This window comes from Bacteroides sp. AN502(2024) (genome assembly GCF_041227145.1).
Taxonomy (GTDB): domain Bacteria; phylum Bacteroidota; class Bacteroidia; order Bacteroidales; family Bacteroidaceae; genus Bacteroides.
Genome location: NZ_JBGFSP010000003.1, coordinates 2,512,111 through 2,534,158 on the forward strand (window position 1 = coordinate 2,512,111; position 22,048 = coordinate 2,534,158).

Annotated in this window: 15 protein-coding genes and 2 pseudogenes; 1 reads left to right on the top strand and 16 read right to left on the bottom strand. The window is 44.9% G+C overall.

Annotated features, from left to right (window positions below; all coding sequences use genetic code 11):
• Positions 1–8: 8 nt before the first annotated feature.
• The 12 genes and pseudogenes from AB9N12_RS09665 to AB9N12_RS09720 all read right to left on the bottom strand — a co-directional run bounded on the left by AB9N12_RS09665 (position 9) and on the right by AB9N12_RS09720 (position 15,800).
• Positions 9–1,253 (bottom strand): exo-beta-N-acetylmuramidase NamZ domain-containing protein, encoded by a 1,245-nt coding sequence (locus AB9N12_RS09665; RefSeq protein WP_369891705.1) that lies wholly within the window; start codon positions 1,251–1,253, stop codon positions 9–11.
• 22 nt (positions 1,254–1,275) lie between these two features.
• Positions 1,276–2,610: an MFS transporter gene (locus AB9N12_RS09670; RefSeq protein WP_369891707.1), complete on the bottom strand. Its 1,335-nt coding sequence runs from the start codon at positions 2,608–2,610 to the stop codon at positions 1,276–1,278.
• A gap of 25 nt (positions 2,611–2,635) precedes the next feature.
• Positions 2,636–3,973 (bottom strand): SpoIID/LytB domain-containing protein, encoded by a 1,338-nt coding sequence (locus AB9N12_RS09675; RefSeq protein WP_369891709.1) that lies wholly within the window; start codon positions 3,971–3,973, stop codon positions 2,636–2,638.
• Between the two features lie 15 nt (positions 3,974–3,988).
• Entirely contained in the window at positions 3,989–4,921 is a 933-nt protein-coding gene (locus AB9N12_RS09680) for a DUF4922 domain-containing protein (RefSeq protein ID WP_369891711.1), read from the bottom strand.
• A 23-nt stretch (positions 4,922–4,944) separates the two neighbouring features.
• The gene (locus AB9N12_RS09685) at positions 4,945–6,405 is read right to left on the bottom strand and encodes a glycosyltransferase family 2 protein (protein WP_369891713.1); all 1,461 of its coding nucleotides are present in this window, start codon (positions 6,403–6,405) and stop codon (positions 4,945–4,947) included.
• A 41-nt stretch (positions 6,406–6,446) separates the two neighbouring features.
• Entirely contained in the window at positions 6,447–9,443 is a 2,997-nt protein-coding gene (locus tag AB9N12_RS09690) for a xanthan lyase (RefSeq protein ID WP_369891715.1), read from the bottom strand.
• A gap of 9 nt (positions 9,444–9,452) precedes the next feature.
• A complete protein-coding gene (locus AB9N12_RS09695; protein WP_369891717.1) occupies positions 9,453–10,913 on the bottom strand; it encodes a sodium:solute symporter in 1,461 nt (486 codons plus the stop codon).
• A gap of 82 nt (positions 10,914–10,995) precedes the next feature.
• Positions 10,996–12,162, bottom strand: coding sequence for an exo-beta-N-acetylmuramidase NamZ domain-containing protein (locus tag AB9N12_RS09700; RefSeq protein ID WP_369891719.1), 1,167 nt, complete (start codon positions 12,160–12,162; stop codon positions 10,996–10,998).
• A 273-nt stretch (positions 12,163–12,435) separates the two neighbouring features.
• Positions 12,436–13,341 (bottom strand): annotated as a pseudogene (locus AB9N12_RS09705) (hypothetical protein); the annotation flags it as partial.
• A 94-nt stretch (positions 13,342–13,435) separates the two neighbouring features.
• Positions 13,436–14,107, bottom strand: coding sequence for a DUF4476 domain-containing protein (locus AB9N12_RS09710; protein ID WP_369891721.1), 672 nt, complete (start codon positions 14,105–14,107; stop codon positions 13,436–13,438).
• Positions 14,108–14,213: 106 nt separating this feature from the next.
• Complete coding sequence (locus tag AB9N12_RS09715; RefSeq protein WP_369891723.1) at positions 14,214–15,062, bottom strand: S1 RNA-binding domain-containing protein; 849 nt, start codon at positions 15,060–15,062, stop codon at positions 14,214–14,216.
• A gap of 98 nt (positions 15,063–15,160) precedes the next feature.
• Positions 15,161–15,800: pseudogene (locus AB9N12_RS09720) on the bottom strand (porin family protein).
• 703 nt (positions 15,801–16,503) lie between these two features.
• Between AB9N12_RS09720 and AB9N12_RS09725 the strand changes: the two are divergent.
• Positions 16,504–18,600 carry a BT4734/BF3469 family protein gene (locus AB9N12_RS09725; RefSeq protein ID WP_369891725.1) on the top strand — a complete coding sequence of 699 codons (2,097 nt, stop codon included), beginning with the start codon at positions 16,504–16,506 and terminating at the stop codon, positions 18,598–18,600.
• A gap of 118 nt (positions 18,601–18,718) precedes the next feature.
• Here the strand turns inward: AB9N12_RS09725 and AB9N12_RS09730 are convergent, their stop codons facing one another.
• From AB9N12_RS09730 to gcvH, 4 genes are read right to left on the bottom strand one after another with little or no spacing between them, the layout of a single operon-like run.
• Positions 18,719–19,153, bottom strand: a complete 435-nt coding sequence (locus tag AB9N12_RS09730; RefSeq protein ID WP_369892852.1) for a DUF6078 family protein — start codon at positions 19,151–19,153, stop codon at positions 18,719–18,721.
• 50 nt (positions 19,154–19,203) lie between these two features.
• Positions 19,204–21,072 carry a 4-hydroxy-3-methylbut-2-en-1-yl diphosphate synthase gene (locus AB9N12_RS09735; protein ID WP_369891727.1) on the bottom strand — a complete coding sequence of 623 codons (1,869 nt, stop codon included), beginning with the start codon at positions 21,070–21,072 and terminating at the stop codon, positions 19,204–19,206.
• Entirely contained in the window at positions 21,072–21,581 is a 510-nt protein-coding gene (gene purE, locus AB9N12_RS09740; protein WP_004296231.1) for a 5-(carboxyamino)imidazole ribonucleotide mutase, read from the bottom strand. Before purE ends, AB9N12_RS09735 begins: the two co-directional genes overlap by 1 nt.
• A gap of 60 nt (positions 21,582–21,641) precedes the next feature.
• Entirely contained in the window at positions 21,642–22,022 is a 381-nt protein-coding gene (gcvH, locus tag AB9N12_RS09745) for a glycine cleavage system protein GcvH (RefSeq protein ID WP_369891729.1), read from the bottom strand.
• Between the last annotated feature and the right edge of the window lie 26 nt (positions 22,023–22,048).

Sequence of the window (22,048 nt, forward strand, 5' to 3'; positions counted from 1 at the left end):
TTGTCATACTATGTATATAAGTAGTATGGCTTTGACAATTTGCGGAAGTTTTCGGCATCCTTGTACCAGTAGCCGCGTATATCTTCCCAACGGTTACGCTTGCTGAAACGTTCGCGTATCTGCTTTGAACCGCTCACTTTGTCGAACATGTTAAAACGACTTTTGTCTGCATGATCGAAAACGGCACGATCAGGATAGAGGGCGGCAACTTCCTGCATCACCAGGAATTGTATTTCACTCAGCGGAGCCTTACCAAAGTCCATGATGTGTACTTGCACACCTTGCAGCAATTCTCCTTTACCTACAGAATAGAACGGTTTCAAGTACATGGGTCTGAATATGACTCCCGGTACTTTTAAACTGTTCAGATGCTTGGCAAGTTTTTCTGCTTCTACCCATTCGGCAGCGAACATCTGGAACGGAATGGTGTAACCGACACCGATGGACATATAGCCCAATTCACCCAGAATACCGCTGACGGGATAAAAAAATGCCGAGTGGGGGTGTGGTATGTGTGGTGAAGAAGGTACCCACTGCAGCCCGGTCTGAGAATAGTTCATTTTGCGTTTCCAGCCTTTCATCTTGATAACCTGCAAGTTGCATTGTTTTCCTTCTTTCAACATCTTTTCACCGTTCAGCATCAATGCTAATTCACCGCAAGTGAGTCCGTAAAGGTACGGAATTTTAAATTGACTGACAAAAGATATACAATCATCTTCGACCAGATTGCCTTCTACTTTCAGCCCACCTATAGGATTGGGTCGGTCAAGGACGATGAACTCCTTGTCGTTCTCAGCTGCTGCTTCCATGGCAAGCCCCATTGTACTGATGTATGTAAATGAACGGCAGCCGATATCCTGAATGTCATAGACCAATACGTCAATGTCTTTCAGCATATCGGGAGTGGCTTTGCGGGTTTTCCCGTAAAGTGAATAGACAGGCAATCCGGTTGAGGCATCTTTTATATCTGTCACATGGTCTCCGGCATGTACATCACCGCGTACACCATGTTCCGGCCCGTAAAGTGCCACAAGATTCACGTTTGGCGCCTCATGCAGGATGTCGATCGTTGATTTCATCTGATTGTCTACGCCTGTAGGATTGGTTATCAATCCTACCCGCTTACCTTCCAAGCATTTGAAGTTCTGCTCTTTCAGTACTTCGATACCGGTTTTGATTCTTATTTTTTGAGCCTGTGCCACACTTACGCAAAGTAGGCAGAGCAGACTTATCATCATTGTTTTCTTTATCATCGCAGTCTCTTGATTTTAATCCTTAATTTTCTGATTGCTTTTTCCCGTATTCAGGGTCTATTTTCTTGTCTGCAAAAACAGTCACTGCTACAGTAGCCATACAACATGCTATGACCATCCAGAAGAAATTGGTATAGCCGATTGCTTCCTGGATATACCCGGCAAACATTCCCGGGATCATCATACTCAACGCCATGAATGCAGTACAAATGGCATAGTGCGATGTCTTGAATTCTCCTTCGGAGAAATACATCATATAAAGCATATAGGCGGTAAAGCCGAAGCCGTAGCCGAATTGTTCAATGGCGATGGCTGTTGAGATGGCAAACAGATTGTCTGGTTGGCAAATGGCCAGATAGACAAATGTCAGACAAGGCAGGGTCATGCATGCTGCCATCCACCAGATGGAACGTTTCAGTCCGATGCGTGATGCGAACACGCCTCCGAGGATACCGCCCACAGTGAGGAAAATTACACCGATGGTACCGTATGCGATGCCTACCTCTGCTGTGGAGAGTCCCAGACCACCTACTTCTTTGTTAGCCACAAGGAATGGCATACACATCTTGATCAGAAATGCTTCAGGCAAACGGTAGAGTAACATGAATACGATGGCAAGCCATACACCGGGTTTGGTGAAGTAGGTGGCAAAAGTACGTCCGAATTCTATGAAGATGCTCTTGGCACTGGTTGCTCCTGGTTCCAGAACGGATTTGTCCGAAACAGGCTTGGGTATTGTGAAGAGATGGTACAAAGTCACTGCACTGAATATCACAGAGGTTACCGACATTGTGATGGTCCATGATAGCGGGATATTGTTGCATTTCAGCTCGATAGCGCCCGCTATGGCAACGAGGACCCCTTGTCCGAAGATGGAGGCCAGACGGTAGAAAGTGCTTCGGATACCCACGAACTCTGCTTGTTCACCTTGTTTTAGCGCCAGCATATAGAAGCCGTCGGCTGCAATATCATGGGTGGCGGAGGCAAAGGCCGTAATGATGAACAGTACCAATGTAATGGTGAACATATCGATGGGTGTTGTTCCGGCGGTCATTGTCGCTTCGTCCGGGTGTGGAATGGTCAGTGTCAATAGGATAAACGCTATTGACATGAGAATCTGCATGGAAATCACCCACCATCTTTTGGTTTTGATGATATCGACGAAGGGACTCCAGAAAGGCTTGATGGTCCAGGGGAGGTATAATAGGCTGGTAAACAAGGCCATCTCTCCGTTGGGAACTCCCATCTTGGCGAACATCAGTACTGAAATGTTGTTTACGATGAAGTAAGGAATACCTTGTGCGAAGTATAAAGTGGGTACCCATGCCCAAGGCGATATTTTTGGGATGTTGTTCATGATATTGGTTTATTTGTCTGTTAATTTACTCATACAGTTTGTCGATGCAGGCACCGATATAGTAATGCAGTAATATAGTATCGTATGGATAACCTTGTTCACCCATGACTGCAGCACCTATCTGGCACAATCCTGCACCGTGTCCCCAACCGGCTCCGGTGAGGATAAAACGCCCGGGAATACCTTCGGGAGAAATATCTTCTTTATCGACTACAAAGGCAGAGCTGTAGAGGTGGGAGGGAGACAGTGTACGGCGAATTTCCAATTCTTTTCCGATGGTGAGTGTTCTTTGGGTACCCACGATTTTCAGTTTCCATAAGCGTGCAGATGTTCCGCGGGCTACGGGGATAAGATCGATAATTTGTCCGTAATCGATGCCGGAACGTTCCTTTATCAACTTGGAAAGTTCATCTTGAGTATATTCCACTTTCCAACGGTAGAAGTCTGTCGTCTCCTGGTCATAGTTGTTGAGCACTTGAGAGAGGATTCTCTTGTCAGTAGTATTGCAGAATGCTTCAGGTGAGGTACGTATCCAACGGTCGGCCTCAGCTTCCTGGGTAAGGTCGGGTAATGTTACGTTATCGGCTTTTCCGTTTTTCATCCGGTAGTCTCTTTGTTTGGCAAGATAGGGAAATTGGATATCTTCCCAGCAATATTGGAATTCTTCGAAGGCACCGCCGCAACATTTGGAGAAGCGGGCGTCACAAATTTTGCCGTCCGATGTCAATACTTGCCCGCGCGTGGCTGCAATGGCCTGTCTCACGATGTCTGTGGAAGCACGGGTGATGCCCTGGTAACGTTGGCAATGATCATCGGCACAAACGTCAAAACGGATATGATCCTCTCTGTCATACCAACGGATCAGTTCCTCTTCGGTCTGTGTGAAAGACGGGTAATGGGCATGAGCTTCTGTAATTTCCTTATTTTTCTGTATCTGGGCGAGTAGCCAACTGCGGGATATAACAGCATGAGCTTTCAATAGTTCCAAAGATGCGGTCGCACTCATCTCCGAAGAAATTACGCTGGTCAGATAATCTTCCATACGGATGACATTGATGGCGGTGAGCTTGCCGTTCTCAACAATAATCTTCAAGGCACCGAGGAAGCGCTGGTCTTCTTTGCGTTCCCAGTGGAAGTTGATTCCGATGGTTACGTTTAATAGTTCAAAGGCATCTGCGGACTCATGTCGGGGTTCGAACAGGAGCTCTTCGTAATGGTGTCCGTTCCAGAGTATCTTACCTTCATCGTAGGTTGCCACTTGTTTGCCGCTTACTTTCCTTCCGGCTATCAGGTACGGATTCAGCAAAACGAATTCAATCTGAGGTTCAAACAGGATGCCTACATGTATTTGGGGCTCTTTCATGACGGTATTCGGTTTTTAGATTTGTTCTTTAATATGTTGCCTGAGTTGTTGGAAGTCGGATGCGGAAAGACATACTTCACTGAGGATCTGTGTAATATCTCCAGCGGTAATTTTCAAAAAATCCTTTTCTACGGGGGTGATAAAGACACCGCCCAAATCCACGGAAGCAGGACTACTCAACAAGTTTGCATCGCCTTCGGCTGTATAGCATGCAGGACGGTGTTTTTCACGCGGGAATATGAAGACAATCCATTTGCCGGCTTCATACATGGTGAGTACATTCATCATTGGTTCTTCCTCACCGGGTTTTACAGGGAGCGAACGGTAAATGAGATCGAACGATTCTCCGGCTGTATCTTTACTGGGTGATTCGATAACCAACGTAGCACGTGGTGCGTCATCCAGATACCAAAGCGAGGCATTCTTGTAATCGGCAATCTTGTCTGCGATCTTGCTTTTCCAGGCTTTTTCAATCGGCATGAATCCTTTATTGCCGGCCTGGAAATGGGCATGATCAGGAGCGGAGGCACCGCATTTCGGACCGTTGTAGAAAATGGTGTATTCAGAGAGCGTTTGTGCCAGGTCGAGCATATCGCTGAAGCGTGTGGCGATACGCTGATCCGTATGCTCCATCTCCGATATCGTCAGATGACGGGGAAAGATGGGGAATGGATTTACCAGTATATTGTAGTGACCTTTAAACGGAATACTTTTCTGTACGGAAGGTAAGTTTGCCGGACACAAAAAACATTTCCGTTCCTGGATGGACTTCGTATCTACTTTGGCTCCGGAAGAGACTATGCGGGCAGGATTGAACTGTACCTTATAGAGAATACCGTTTACGTCTAGTTCCTTTACCTGCACTCTGGAGAGAGCAACATAGTTGTTGCTTGCCGTCTCCCAGGAAGACAGTTGCTCGGTTAGAAGATTGTTTATCGTTCGGTTCATTCTATTTAGTTCTAATTTATTTCTTACTTCTGTCGGTTCAACGCAACCCGTGCTTGTAGCTCCCAAGTGCGGATGCGGTCTTTATATAAGTTGTGACCGTTCATCTTTACGATATCAAGGGACGCATCCGAATTGTCGTCCCAGCGACGACAGAGATATACAACGTCATATACGCGGCCAATCTGGTATTGGCGGGAGAAATTCAATCCTAAGGCATAATCTTCACCGTAATTGGTATTGGGCACTTTAATTTCTCGAAGCACCGGTGTGTAGAACGCACGGGGAGCGCCCAGACCATTGATGCGCAATGCATTGTTGCGTCCGTTTTCAGGTGTCCATTCCTTATGGTCAATGATGCCCGGAGCAATCATGTTCATATTGAAGTCTGTCATCATGTAGGTACCTACCACCATTGCACAGTTTTGCTCATAGAAAGCACGTATCATGATACTTAGGGTATTTTCATCTTTATATACGTCGTCGCTGTCCAGTTGCACGGCAAACTTACCACACTTGGGATGGTGTACGCCTATGTTCCAGCAGCCGCCGATTCCGAGGTCATTGCGTTCGGGGATAAGATGGATGAGTCGTTCGTCATCTTTGAATTCATCGATGGCCTCGGTGGTACCGTCTGTGGAATGATTGTCAATGATGATGAGATTATACTTGAAATCGGTTCTCTGGTTCAGTACGGATCTGATGGCATCGCGGATGGTACGGATACGGTTTCGTACCGGGATGATGACAGAGGCTTCGTATTCAAAATAATCTGCCGAGAATTCTATCTGCTTGAATTCCGGTTTCAAATATCCGCCGATTTCTTTCAGATGCTCGGTGCAGGCTTTTTCCATCTCAATCTGGCGGTCACGGTTTCTGGGATCGACATAATCGAATATTTTTTCACCGCTTTTACGGTTGTCGTTCTCTACCTCACTATAAAGATATTCATTGATGTGCACCAATTCTGATATCTGGCTCAGTTTCAAACGTAAGTCATAAAGACCGGCGAAGTTATACGCTGATTTCATCTTTCCGGCGGCTTCTTTTAACTTTTTAGTATCGAACAAGAGTACGGAACCGAAGTCGAAATCATCTCTCAATGAACCGAATTGATAGTCGATGACCGGAGCGTTGTTCTGTTTGCCATCTGTTATTTGGTAGTGGTCGGCATACACCATACCGGCTTTGGAATCTTCCAGAATGTGTATCATGCGTTCCAAAGCGAACATATCCATTTCGAGTGCTGTCTCCTTAGTATAGAGTAGGGTATAGTCGGATTCGGCAGCATGCGCCATCGTCTGTATCATCATGCTGCTGAAAGGATATGCTGTTTTTATGACTTTACAGCCGATCAGTTCCTCGGGAGCAGCGTCTGTGGTTATCAAAAACAGTTCCTTAACGAGTCCTGTAGCCTGCAATCCTGTAACTGTTTTTTTTACTTCTTCTTCTCTTGTATAAGGAAGAAAGCAACTGATTTTCTTCATAATATATGTTCTTTTAATTTTTACTTCCATGATTTATATACTTATTGGGGATTGAAAAAGTTTAATACGGCATTCATCAAAGCATTTCTTTCGGATTCGGTACGTACAGACTCGAAGGGGAAGCCTAGAACACATGTTTTGTATGTACCGCTGTAAGCAATGCCTGCGCTTAGGTTGTTTTCTGAATAACGCATAATTGTGTAGGCTTCCTTGCTTGCAGGCTCAATGGCGTCCGGAGATTCTACTATATAGGCGTCCGGATTCAATTCATTGTGGTAAGAGTAGTTTCCGGTAAGGATAGCGAATGGGGAGGCTACGCTTCTTACCTTACCCATTGTGGCAGCTTGACCTACACGCCATTTGTATTTTAATACTTCTGTAGCGAATTTTTTGTCGGCATCTTCTGCTTTAGCAAGGCGATTGTCCCATAAGTCGGTACCGATGTATGAACCTGATACGAAGATATTTCCACCTTGGCTACAGTATGCTGCAATGGCATCCTGCATCGACCTGTTGAATGTCTTGAACTCCAAAAGCATAACACCGCCTCTGCCCATTTTGGTCTGACACTCTTTGCCTAAAATCAAATCGGTATATGGGTAGTCGTTCAAAGAGACTTGTCCGTTTTCTATAGCTTCGTCACTGCTGGATACGAAGGAGTAGCCGGCTTTCAAAATTGCTGCACCATGTACGGCAGGGTAATCAAAAGTGTTGCCGGCAATAACCTGACTTTCATAATTTCCGTAACTGTCTCCGAAACCGGAAGCGTCATCATCCATCCAGGGGATGGAACGGCGGAATTCTTTCATCTTGCCGATGTAGCTGATATCTTTGATGTAAGGTACTCCATGGTCTTGATCATCCAAGAAGCCTGCAAGTAAAGTATCCGCGGGAGCAGCGGCAACGAAATCGGCAGGTGCACTGATGCGGTCGAAGCCGTTTATCACTAATACCGTACCTTTAGAATTGAAGGCACGTCCGGCAGACAGAATCTCGGACGGGAAGCTTTCGCCGCCTCTGTTTACGGCCGTTACTTTGTAGCTGCATACCACTCCTGAAGGGAGAACTGTACGATAACAGTTTTTATCTACTAATACGCCATTGTCAAAATCTCCATCTCCGATACGGGTATATACAATGTACTTTTCAGCTGTGGCGGTCGGCTCAAGAGGATCGACGACTGGTTGCCACGTCAGCTCAACTTCATTTTTACTTGCCATGCGTAACGACATCTGGTTGACCGGAAGAGGCTGGACTATGTAGTCCGTATTGTATTGTGAGCAGATGAACTGCAACATCCCTTTATAAATGGCACGGCTCACGGTGAAGCGGAAACGGGGATCCAGACCGTAACGCATGTCTGCGAAGTTCTGGTGGGATAGCAATTCCAACAACATGGTCGGTACGCGTGGAACGCGTGCCTCGTAATAAGATTGGTTCCACTTGCCCCGGCGGGTCCAGTCGGGTTCGTGAAGTGTGCGGATATCGCGAACGATATTGGATTGAATCAGATCTGTCAGGTCGTGCGAGAGATAACGTGATGCTCCGTTGGAGAATACCTCGTTATAGGCATTGGTATGGTAGATTCCGAGTGTTCCTATGATGGAGTCATTCTGTGTGGTACCGGCATCCGAGTGGAATGCAAAAGCCATATCTATAGGAATATTCAACCCTTTCTCTGTAGGATTGACGGAAGAACCGCCGGCGAGGTAATTCACCCAAATACCACGGCATTTATAATCATCCGTATAGTCGTTCTTTCCTTGGCTTTCCGAATATACACTGTCCGGTATGCCCGCCCATTGCAGCCAGTAACGTGCCGCTTCGCAGAAACGGGGATAACCGCTTGTCTCATACGGATAATCTACCTCCGGCATTTCTTTGCGGCGAGCTATATTTCCCATACCTCCGCCTATTTTCACAGCATCTGCGGTTACTATTTGTCCGGCTTTCGCCGAACGGTTGCTTAGAGTTACTTTGCATGTATTGTTTTTTCCGGCATCAAAGCCAAAGGTACCGAGATAAATCCAAGTACCGCCACCCATTTGCTGATTTACTTTAAACCGGGTGGCACCACCTTTATGATAAACGGTGTAAAGGGCATCGTCCGTACTGTTCGGAAGGGTCTGATAAGATACATATACGGCATACTGCCCTGTGGAGGGAATTTCCGGAATCCATTCAGCCGTACTTACTTTTCCTTTCTTGATTGTCTCAATGGCGCGGAAGGTACCTTCCTTAAACGGATTCTCAAAATTGATGTATTGATTCCGCAGGTGGGCAAAACCTTTTCCGTTTCCTTGTGCCCACGTTTTGTCAGCGATATTCTCCGTGTAAACGGAACGACTGTTGAGGCTCCCATCGTTGTCAACAATCACTTCCGCTGTCTGATGGTCGCGTTCACGAGGAAGCAGTACATTGGCGCCTGCATTCTCCAGCATCGGTACGAGGAAGGGGAGTACATAACTTTGTGTGTATAGATCTTCCACTGTCTGGAAGATGCGTGCACGTTGCCATTCCCAGCGTGTCAGTTTCGGTTCGTAGTAATAACCATGGCTTTGCCACAATGCGATGTGGCGGTTCCGTAATCCATTGGTGGGGGTATAGGGTTCGGAAAGGTTCGTTATTAGGGGCTTGGTGGTACCCGGGTTAAATGTTTTTGCTTTCTTGTCTTTTTTACTGCGTAAAGCTTGAGGGATAAGTTCCTCGATACTGCGCTTGTTCGTACGGATTTGCAGGTGGTATTTGGCAAACTCGGCAGGAAGTAAAGCGTTTACACCTGTGTAGATTTCTGCAACATTCTTTTCTCGGAAAGGAATATAGGCACAGTTCATGTTGGCGAACAGTTGTAAGGTATTGCCGTTGATGGCTACAGAGTCGATTTTTATATGCCCTACAGAAATTTCTTTTTGGGCAGCGACATCCAAAAAACGTTCGATTTCCTGAAGGATTCCCGTCGAAAGTTCTTGCGCGCCTCCCATTTGGGGGAAGAGGAAGGTGGAGAGCAGACTAAGTAAGAAATGATGTCTTACATTCATGATGATGCATTAAGTTAATTGTTCTTTTCGTCTTTTTTTAATTAGCAGGCAGAGTCCGATAAATGTGAACAGTGCATTGAATATCAGAAGTTCGTAGCTGAATTGATAACCTCCGAACCAAGCTTCGGAATTCTTTTGAAGAATGAAACAGAGCACGGGAGAGACAATGGCTATCAGGGGGATATATTTGTCACGGACTTGCTGTTTCATGAAGATACCGAACGCAAACATTCCAAGTATGGGACCATAAGTGTAACTTGCCAAAATATAAACCGCATCAATTACACTGGTATTATTGAGCAGGTTGAAAACGAAAATGGTAACACCCATGATTACTGCCATTCCCATGTGTACCCTCTTGCGGATTTTAACGACTTCTTCTTCTCTCTTTCCCTTTGTTCCAAGGATATCAACAGTAAAAGAGGTGGTCAGTGCGGTCAGTGCGGAACCGGCGGCAGAGTAAGCGGAAGAAATCAGCCCTACAATGAACAAGATACCTACGATAGCAGGAAAATACGCTCCTGTAGCTATTAATGGGAAGAGTTCGTCTCCTTGGGTCACTTCAATCTGCCGGTGGGCAGCAAAGATGTAGAGCAGTACGCCCAGCATCAGAAAAAGCAGGATTACAAAGAATTGTGAGACAACACTGGTTATCATGTTTTTCTGTGAATCCTTGAAGTTTTTGCAGCTCAAGTTGCGCTGCATCATATCCTGGTCTAGCCCCGTCGTGGCAATCATGGTGAATGTACCTGCCAGAAATTGTTTGAAGAAGTATTGCTTGCTGTTTACGTCATCAAAGAAAAAGATACGCGACATGTCGCTGTCTGCGATGGTGCTTACCATACTGGTGAATGACAAATTCAGATCGGATGCGATATAACCTATGCAGAGTATGACGGACACCACCAGGCAGAACGTTTTCAGAGAGTCTGTCCATATCAGGGATTTGACTCCACCACGAAAAGTATAGAGCCAGACCAGAACCACCGAAATGACTACATTCAGAATGAAAGGAAGACCGAAAGGCTCAAAAACCAATAGTTGCAGGGTCAGGCACACGAGGAACAGGCGTACGGCGGCACCGAGCATTTTCGATATGAAGAAGAACCAAGCTCCCGTGCGGTAAGAAGACATGCCGAAACGGTTTTCCAAATACTCATATATGGATACCAGGTTCATCCGATAAAATAGAGGTACCAAAACGAAAGCAATGATAAGCTGTCCGGCAATGAATCCCAATACCATTTGCAGATAGCCGAAACTGCTGACAGCTACCATGCCCGGTACAGACACATAAGTTACTCCCGAAATGGCGGAACCGATCATGGCGAAGGCTACGACATACCAAGAGGATTTACGGTTGCCTACAAAGAATCCTTCGTTATCCGCTTTTCTACCTGCAATATAGGATATGGTAAATAATATTGCGAAGTAGGCGACGATGGTAATGATGACAGAGAGTGGACTCATGGTTTTATCTATGATTGAATGGTTTACGATTTGATGATTGATGTTGTATCTTTTTTGTTTAATCCCGAAATCTTGCATCCGGTTATTCTTCGTAGAGCAAATAGGGCTTGCGTTGTACTTTGAACTTTTCTACATCGTCTTTCCACATTGCTTTTATTTCATCGGCACTTTTGCCTGCTTCTATCATTTTGCGTACATAATCTGTACCTACCAATAATTCGAAGAAGGAACGGAAGAAGTGGTCGCCCATATTCAGATTTCTGTATGCGTCGATAACATAGCTCAAATCTATACCGCGTTTCCGGATATCTTCATCGCTCATATTGCTGAGATTTACACCGTGACAAAGTTTATTGAGCTGGGGAGGGTTCTTGGCTCCCGGAATGCTGCGCGGGGTAAAGCTGTAGCCATAGCCTGTCATATTGGGATGGCCATATACTTGGAACGGAAGGTCTGTACCTCTGCCCAAGCTGACCGGGGTGGCTTCGAAATAGCAGGTTGACGGATACAGATAGACGGACTTCATGTTCGGCAAGTTGGGAGATGGAGGTATCGGTAACTCGTACATGGTCCGGTGTGTATAGTTCTTACAAGGAATCACTGTCAAGTCACATACTCGTGAAGCGGGTAACCAATGTTCGCCATTGACCATTAAGGCAAGTTCCCCTAAAGTCATGCCGTGTACAATGGGGATAGGCAGCCAGCCTACTCCGGATTTGTATTTCATGTCGAGAATCGGACCGTCTACATAATGTCCGTTCGGATTGGGGCGGTCTAAAATCAATACCTTTCGGTTATATTCAGCACAGGCATCCATCAGTCTGCACATGGAGGCATAATAAGTATAGAATCTTAATCCCACATCTTGTATATCTACGATCAGGATATCGAACTTGCGCATGGAGATATCGCTGGGTTTTCCTAATTGACCGTCATAAAGAGAGAGGATAGGTACACCGGTCTTTTTGTCCACAGAGCTGGATACATGTTCACCCGCATCCGCATCACCGCGGAAACCATGTTCCGGTGAAAAGATAGCTACTACATTGAATTTGTTTTCCAATAGGAGATCCAACAGGTGCTTGTCTCCTATCATTCCAGTGTGGTTGGAGAAAATAGCGATTCGTTTGCCCTTTAGGATGGGAAAATACTCGGCAGTTTGTTCATCGCCTAGAATAACCCGTTCTTTTTGTGCCTGGCACAGGAAAGAACTGCATAATATAATGGCTAAAAGCAGCAGTTTCTTCATATTAGTATTATATAAGGAGGATATTATTTGCCACAAAGATAGAGTTCCTTTTAATATCAAAAACACTTATTTTGTGTTTTTCAATATTGTTAATTCTAATTTGCAGTTTGTTGGTTGCACGTAAAGAGAAGCAAACAGTGAAATCGAAGCGGATACTATCCGCCCCGATATCCAAGTTACGGGTGTTGTCGGAATGGTTTATCCGATGAAAACCAGGAGTTTGGCGCTCCTTCCGTTGAGGAGTAATGATATCAATAATAAAGGAATAAGTTATCTTCTTGAATGGCTGTTCCTTTCAGAGGAGTACGGAGAGCTTTGAGTATTATTTCTATGATAGGAACTACTGCCATTGTTTCGTCTACTCGAATATTCTCTCGAACCGTTGTTTGTTCTTCCTCTTTCACGATGGGAGGAACCCGAACCGGTGGTACTTCCGCTTGTTAGTCTGCGATTAGGTCTTGAAGAACCGGATCCCGTTTCCGGACGGGGATGTGTCGATGTACCGGGGCGTGTTGTCAACGAACCCGGACGGGAAGAATTACCTGCACGTGCCGGTGCATGATGCGGACGAGTGGAAGTATTCGGACGGAACCGGACAGAACCGAAGTCCGAACGGCGATAAGAGTGGAATGCTCGCTGATCTCTCACCCGATGCGGTGCAGAATAGTGGTTGAAATTGGTATATCTGCCCCGATAATAACTCGTATGATGAAAGTGTGGACGGTAATGTGCTCCGCAATACGTACGGTAATGGTAAGGTGCTCCAAAATAAAACAGGCTACGGTTCGGATAATTGATATAAACCCTGAAACTCCATTTCCCTCCGGTTACATAGATCGGCCGATAGAAATACTCGGCACCGAGGAACCTGCGATACTGCGCATCACTCAATATCCAGCGAAGATCATCGTTACGGATATCCAACGCTTCATAATAATCATCCAATGCCCATTCGTAGCCATGTGCTACGTAATCCATGATATTACGGACAGCATAAATAAAGTCGTAATTAATCTCATACGCATCATTGTATTGCTGCGTACTCAAGCTCAATTCATATGCCATCTTATCGGTAAGAAAACGCGTCTCCTTACGTATCTTGCCGGTGCTCATTCCGGCCATTACGGTCATATCGGCAGTCAGACCGACAGCAAAGAGTAAAAACAGTATTCGTTTCATCCTTCAATCTCCTATCATTTATTATTCCGATGATATTCCTTGATAAACTTACGTATCTTATCTTTATATGCTACATCCCTTTGTGCTAATAGTATCAACGTCTACCGTACCCGATCATAAAATCCTTCATCTTTTCCTTGCTGGAGCTAAATGTCAGGCTATTAATCACTGTAAAGAAAGCCTCCTTATCTACAATCCGCGGATACATCATCTTCATAATCTCCATCCGGTCATCGTCGAATGTATACAGTTTGGTCAGTTGAAGACATTGGGCAGATGTAAAATCAGAACCGGCTAATGCAGCATCGAGCAGCTTGATACGGTCGTCTTTAAAAGGCTCATTCTTCATCTCTTTATAAAACGTCTGGAAGAGCTGATCGTTCATCACCCTGTTGTAACCATATCCCGGCCAATGTTCTCCTTGTTCCGGGCGGCAGGGCCTTTCCGGGTGTATGTTATAACGTCCGTCCACCCATATCTCTTTCACGCCCCTTCCATCAAAATAAATGAAATCTTTGTATAATTTTTCTCCTTTCCATATTCGCTCTCCCGTGCGGGTAAAGCGAGTGGCATACACTTCAACGGTGTAATGTCCGGGATTTAAATTGGCTATAAAGCAGGTGGTAGTCGGCAAACATATCCGGTTTCCTCCCAAGTAAACAAGAATCGGAGTGTTTCCGCCATCGATACGGATTCCGTTCACAGACTGCGCTTGTAAAGAGAGGGCAGCGAACAGGATGCAGAAACTAATTATAATCTTACGCATAACTTATCTCGTTTTTATGATCTATATCTTTCATCTGATACCACAAAAATAGGGTGAGAAAACTCCCCACCCCAATGATTCTCTCTATTCGTACATAGGGAAATCCCTATTCTGTGTAGGAGTCTGCCAAGGCAATGCCATCCTCATGCAAGATAATCAGACGTTTCTTATACAAATCGCCCACTCCTTTCTTAAAGGTTTTCTTGCTGACCCCAAACGTGTCGTAAATATCCTCCGCAGGACTTTTATCATTCAGGTTGATTCGTCCCCCATGCGATTTGATATAGTCTAGCAACGTTCTCGAAAAATCATCAATCTTTTCAAAACCGGGTTTCTGAAGAATCAGGTCTATCTTCCCATCTTCACGCACCTGTTTCACAAATGCTTTCATCTCCATCCCTGTCTCCAACGGACAGAATATCTCATTTTCATACAGTAAACCGCCATACTTATTATCTATAATCGCTTTAAAGCCCAAATCTGTCTTCTGCCAGATAAGAATATTCACCTCTTCTGACGGAGCATATTCCGGCTTTTCTTTCGACAGATAACGCTCCACCTTTGCCGAAGCCACAATGCGATAGCTCTCTTCATCCAGATGTGCATGAATCACGTATTTCCGCCCGACCTGCATTTTCATTTTCTGCTCACTGAACGGAACGAACAGGTCTTTCATCAGTCCCCAGTTCAGGAAAGCCCCGTATTGATTTACCCAGGAAACTTCCAGACAGGCAAACTGACCTACCTGAACCAGCGGAGTCAGCGTCGTAGCAATCAGTCTTTCATCCATATCCAGATACAGAAACACGTTCAAAAAATCTCCTATCTTACAGCCCTCGGGCACATAGCGGGTGGGCAATAAAATCTCACCTTCTTCCCCACCATCGAGATATACGCCGAAATCTACTTCTTTCACGATCTCAAGCTGATTGAACTTTCCCAATTCGATACTCATATTCTTATCTATTTATTGTAATAGGACACAAAGATAATCTATTTTGAAGTTGATGCAAAGGTGAAAATGAGTTATGTAACAAAGCTGCAAAATAGGTTTTAGAACATATATCCCAACGAGAGCATCAGGTTTCTGTTCTTCATGCCTAATTCTTTTGTCGCTTTAACGAGTCCAAAATCGTAACTGATGGCAACTTGATATTTCTTGCTGAACTCAACTCCTGCTTTCAATCCAAGACCGAAATCGAAGCGTTTCAGACCATCATTTCCAAAAATATTTTCAGAATATGGATATGGAGCTACCTCCTAATTCCGCATTATCTGCAAGATCACCGTCTACTTTCAATTTTGCTTTTCCAAACAGCCCGACAGCCATATAAGGACCTACACTACCAAATAACGAAAAATCATCATTGACGGCATATTTATACCCCACACGTACAGGCACCTCTAAATAATATGGATTAAGCGTTATGCCCGCAACTGATCCTCCATCAATCTTGGCACCTTTCAATGTCAGCAATGCAGCGAAGTCCATATAGGCACCACTACCATTCGCATCCTGCGACAATCCTACTTCTGTTTTAACACCTGCGTGAAAACCGATCCTGTTATCAAAACCTGTAATGGTGTACTTACTAACATTCATACCTGCCATCACTCCCCATTTTAGATTGTCTTGAGCGTTGATACTCATTGCACTTATCGCTACTAAGGCGAATAATAAGAACTTTTTCATACGAATAAAATAATTTAATTATTGTTTAGAGTTTATATGTGAGACAAATATAGGGAAATTTGCACAATTCCGAAAGATTTGGAAAGAATATAAAAGGTAAGCGATATGAATTTTATAAGGTATAGCCATAGCAAAGGAAACAAATGGATGCATTCAGGAGTTCCCTTCTATTTTTGTAAATGTGTACTATCAGGAAGACAGCCTTATCATAAAGTTTAAAAAGTACAAAACATCTGCCATCTGCAACAAAACCATCATACATCGCTGAATAATAGGGATTTATGTTGTTGCAGATACCTGTTGCAAATGGTTGCAGATAAAGTTGTCTGCAACATACGATTCAAATACCGGATTAGTACAGTTTTTTGCCTACACACTGCTCTATGTTTATGCCTTGGAACAAAGTGTTTTTGTGCTTTGGAACAAAGTGTTTTCGTACCTTGGAACAAAGTGTTCCACCGTGTTGGAACAAAGTGTTTAGTGCTTTGGAACAAAGTGTTTCGCGCCTTGGAACAAAGTGTTTCGCGCCTTGAAACAAAGTGTTTCAAGCAATTGAAACATCTTGAAACAAATTGCAGGAGTGAAACGGCAACTGAAACTACAACAAAAAGAATGCAAAGAAATAGACAAAGCATACGAGTTTACTTGTGAGATTGAAAAAGTATAGCTATCTTAGTAGAATATTTATATTAAAAACAATTTTATGAAAATTACCCAATTAAGAGACAAAGACAAAACTACTGCCCTGACCACGATGGACATAGAAACATGGATAGAAAAGACACGAACTGAAACAAAGGCACGACCGGTTACCGTTTTCAGAGAAACGCTCAAGTATTCCCTGCCCGATGCCCGTAGTTACGAAGCTGACAAATTACCAAAGATCTTACCTGCTGCCGAATTCCGCAGAGCGGAAGGTGGTAAACAGATGAAAAGTTACAACGGCATAGTGGAGCTAACCGTTGGTCCGCTATCCGGGAGATCGGAAATCGCATTCGTGAAGCAAAAAGCTTGGGAACAGCCGCAAACGTACTGTGTTTTTACTGGTTCCAGCGGACAAACCGTAAAAATATGGAGCAGATTCACCCGACCGGACCAATCACTTCCACAAAAAAGGGAAGAAGCCGAAATATTCCATGCACATGCCTATCGGCTAGCCGTGAAATGTTACCAGCCTCAAATACCATTCGATATTCGCCCTAAAGCGCCCTCTTTGGAACAATATTCCCGATTGTCCCACGACCCGGAACTCATGTACAGACCGGATTCCGTACCGTTTTATCTGTCGCAACCTGCCGGAATGCCCGAAGAATTATCTTATCGGGAGGTGGTACGTTCGGAGAAATCACCGCTAACGCGCGCTGTCCCGGGATATGATACGAAAAGGGCTGCCTTCATGCTCTTCGAAGCTGCCCTGAGAAAAACGCGTGAGGAGATTTACGAAGCGGAAGACAATGGCGCACGCCCGATAGGGGAAGATTTCCAGGCATTAGTGACGCGATTGGCTGCAAACTGCTTTCATTCCGGAATTCCTGAAGAGGAAACGGTTAAACGTACTATCTTTCATTATTACCTGAATGGACAGGAAGCTCTTATTCGTCAGATAATCAGAACGGTATATGATGAATGTGAAGGGTTCGGCAGGAAGAACTGCTTAGGAAAAGAACAACTTTTGTCTTTACAGACAGAGGATTTTATGAGGCGGCGTTATGAATTTCGCTGCAACACACAAATAGGAGAAGTGGAATATCGCGAACGGAATTCGTTCCGCTTTTACTTCAATCCTATCGACAAGCGGGTATTGAACAGCATCGCACTGGATGCACAAGCCGAAGGCATTCCATTGTGGGACAGGGACATCAGCCGGTATATCTATTCGAACCGTGTACCGGTATTCAATCCGTTAGAGGATTTTCTTTATCATCTTCCCATTTGGGATGGTCAGGATCGCATCCGTACCTTGGCGAAAACCGTACCTTGCGGAAACCCGCATTGGGTAGAATTATTTCATCGCTGGTTTCTGAATATGGTAGTTCATTGGCGAGGTACGGATAAAAAGTACGCGAATAGTGTATCTCCATTACTGGTAGGTGCACAAGGTTCTCGTAAATCTACCTTTTGCCGAAGTATTATCCCACCTGCCATGCGTGCCTATTATACGGATAGTATCGATTTCTCCCAAAAGAAAGAAGCGGAACTTTATCTGAATCGGTTTGCGTTGATCAATATCGACGAATTCGATCAGATTAGTGCCACGCAACAGGGATTTCTGAAACATATTCTCCAGAAGCCTATCGTAAATATCCGCAAACCTTACGGCAAAGCCGTATTGGAGATGCGTCGCTATGCTTCTTTCATCGCCACGAGTAATCAGAAAGATTTATTGACCGATCCTACGGGTAGTCGTCGCTTCATCTGCATCGAGGTACAGGGAACAATAGATACCAACCGGGCAATAGACTATGAGCAGTTATACGCACAAGCGATGTACGAACTGGATCATGGCGAACGCTACTGGTTTGACCGGAAAGAAGAGCAGTTGATGATTGAAAGTAACCGGGAATTCGAACAAGTATCGCTCGAAGAACAGTTGTTTTACCGTTACTTCCGCCCGGCTGAAGAGAAGGAAGACGGAGAATGGCTTTCACCGGCAGAGATATTGGACGAAATAGGAAGAAAGAGTGCTATCTCATTGTCCAACAAGCGGGTAAGTGTATTCGGGCGGGTACTGCGCAAACATGAAATCCCTTCGAGACGGGTAAGGAGTGGTACTGTCTATCATGTTGTCAGACTCTCATAAGCTAAAACAGATGTGTTGCAGATACTTGATCTGCAACACATCTGCAATAGGTATCTGCAACGCTATAAGACATTATATTTCAATTAGATACAACGAAATTGTTGCAGATGGCAGATAATTACCACATATATTCTTCTGTGTAGGAATCGAATGCAGGTTCCTCCATTATTCCTTTCTGACGGAAGATTCTACGAATATATTCCTGTTGTTCAGGAGATAAATATTTCTCTTTACGGTAAAAGCGGTAATACATTCCGCGTCCGAAATAGCCAAGCATTTGACTTTTTAGTTGTTCCGCATCTTTGTGAGGCACGTTGTCCAACAAATGACTGATTCCCCACGCTACGCGTATTTTCTGTATCGACTTATAAAAAGAACAAGCATTTGCATCTTCCGGAATACAATTGGGATTTACCACAGACAGAGTGGGATACTGAGCGGTACTATGCACTGCGGCCAAGTGATGCAGGCATGTTTCTCCTTTCGGACATTGGTTATTGAAGCAGTGGGTAAAACCGTAGGGCACTGTCTGGTAGTCAAAGTTATCTTCCATCATCGTATTCTATTTTGCTTTTTTATTCGACAGAACAAAGTTACGGAAAATTAATTAGCAATGCAATTTATATCGCCTTTATTTTCTTTTTTTTCCCGATCTGTCCGGATAAACTCCAGGAGTCGTTCCACCGCCTCTTCTTCAGGAATATTTTTCTCCACACATACCTTACCTTTATAGAGACTGATTTTCCCCCGTCCTGCTCCTACATAGCCGTAGTCTGCATCTGCCATCTCACCGGGACCATTCACGATGCATCCCATGATACCGATCTTCAGTCCTTTCAAATGCGAAGTGGCTGCCTTGATACGGGCAATCGTCTTTTCCAAGTCGTAAAGTGTACGGCCGCAACCGGGACAAGATATATACTCCGTTTTGGAGGTGCGGGTACGTCCGGCCTGCAAGATTCCGAAAGCAGTGGTATCGACCACGGCGTGACTCAAGTTGCCCTGATTGAACAGGAAGATACCATCACAAAAGCCGTCAAAAATCAAAGCTCCCATATCGGCTGCGGACTTTATCTGCAGATTCTCCGCATCGTCTTCCGAATAATGCTGGAAGAAGACAACCGGATTTTGCAAGCCTTCCGTCATTAGTTGATGTACCAAAGCACGGTGCTCCCCCAAACGGTTCGGATGATTGCTTTGGGAAATCACCACCACCTCCGGATGATGTTTCAGGCAGGCTATCACTTCGTCCGTTTGTGCCATGTAGGACATAAACAGGAATTTAAGTTCTGCAGGGCATTCACCCATGAACGGTAGCTGTGCATGATTGAATGCAGGCCAGGTTCCGTCTTCTCCCTGCCATACATCCGCATCGAGAATATATTCTACTCCTTCTTCCCGTTGCTCGGGCAAAGCTCTTCCGGCATAAATATAGTCCGGTGTGAATTGTGGGTTTACTTCCGTCTTTCCGTCCATGCGGTCGGCAATAACCACAGGCACACACTCACCTCCGATATTACGGACAGCTTTTGTCTTGCGGCGTTCGGGAGACAAATAATTGAACTCCGGTGCTTCCATTCCCGGAATATAAGGATGTCCCTGCCTCAACAGAACATAATCCACCAGTTTGCGGGCTACCGGAATTTCAGCTTCAGGAGCTTCACTCAAAGATACCCGGATGGTATCTCCCAATCCGTCACTCAACAACGCACCGATGCCAAGGGCGGACTTGATACGTCCGTCTTCTCCATCTCCGGCTTCTGTCACTCCGAGGTGTAACGGGAAAGTCATCCCTTCTTTCTCCATGACGTCTGCCAACAGACGGACGGTTTTTACCATAACTACCGTGTTGGAGGCCTTGATGGAGATTACCACATCGGTGAAATTCTCTGCTACACAGATACGGAGGAACTCCATACAGGATTCCACCATTCCTGCGGGGGTATCACCATAGCGTGACATGATACGGTCGGATAGAGAGCCATGGTTCACGCCGATCCGTATCGCCGTGTGATTCTCTTTACAGATATTCAGGAACGGAACAAATCGGTCATGTATTTTCTGTATTTCCTGCGCATACTCCTCGTCTGTATATTCCAGTTTTTTAAAAGTACGCGCAGCATCTACATAATTTCCCGGATTGATTCGCACCTTTTCCGCATATTGAGCAGCCACGTCCGCCACTTTCGGATTGAAATGCACATCGGCCACCAACGGAACCATATATCCCTGGCTACGCAACCCGATGTTAATGTTCATCAGGTTTTCGGCCTCTTTGATACCTTGGGTGGTGAGGCGGACGTACTCTCCGCCTGCGTCAACAATACGTTTCACCTGTTCCACACAAGCCTGTGTATCCTGCGTAGACGTGTTTGTCATCGACTGGATACGAATAGAATTGGGGCCGCCCAACGGTACAGCCCCAATATTTACTTCTGTGGTCTCTCTTCGAAAATAATTGAATAGATCCATTAGTTCGTTTTATATTCAAACTTCACCTCTTTCAGTTCTTCGTTTGCTTTTACGATTTTCTTTTTCAGTCCTTCCTTGTAAGCAGCAAAAGCTTCTGCCAGTTTCTCATCGCTCAATGCCAGCATCTGTATGGCAAGAATAGCGGCATTCATCGCTCCGTTGATGGCAACGGTTGCTACAGGAATACCCGGAGGCATCTGAATGATAGAATAAAGTGCGTCCACACCATCGAGCACGGAACCTTTTACAGGTACTCCGATCACCGGCAATGTAGTATTAGCGGCAATCACACCGGGAAGAGCGGCAGCCATTCCGGCAGCAGCGATAATTACTTTAATGCCACGGTTACGGGCATTCTTCGCAAACTCTTCCACAGCCTCGGGCGTGCGGTGAGCAGAAAGAGCGTTCATTTCGAACGGTACATGCATATCATTCAGTAGCTGTGCAGCCTTCTCCATAACAGGAAGGTCGGACGTGCTGCCCATGATAATACTTACAATTGGAGTCATTTCTTTAACGATTAGTTTATTATGAATGGTTAGTGATTAATGATTGGTTTCACTCATCACTCACCCGTTAATCACTTCTTTATAAGCTTCGGCATCCAGTAAATCTTCTACAGCTTTTACATCAGTCGGTTTCAGTTTAATCAACCAGCCTTCACCATACGGATCTTTATTTACCAGTTCCGGGTTTTCTTCTAATGCCTCATTTTGTTCGAGCACCTCACCTGATACAGGCAGGAAAATATCGGAAATCGTTTTCACTACTTCGATGGTTCCGAAAGTTTCACCGGCTTCCAATGTTTCACCAACAGTCGGGATATCTACGAATACAATATCGCCCAATTGTTCCTGTGCATAATCGGTGATACCAACGTATGCAATGTCTCCTTCGACACGAATCCATTCGTGTTCGTTTGTGTACTTTAAATTTTGTGGAAAGTTCATAATGATTAGTTTTTAGGATTTATACT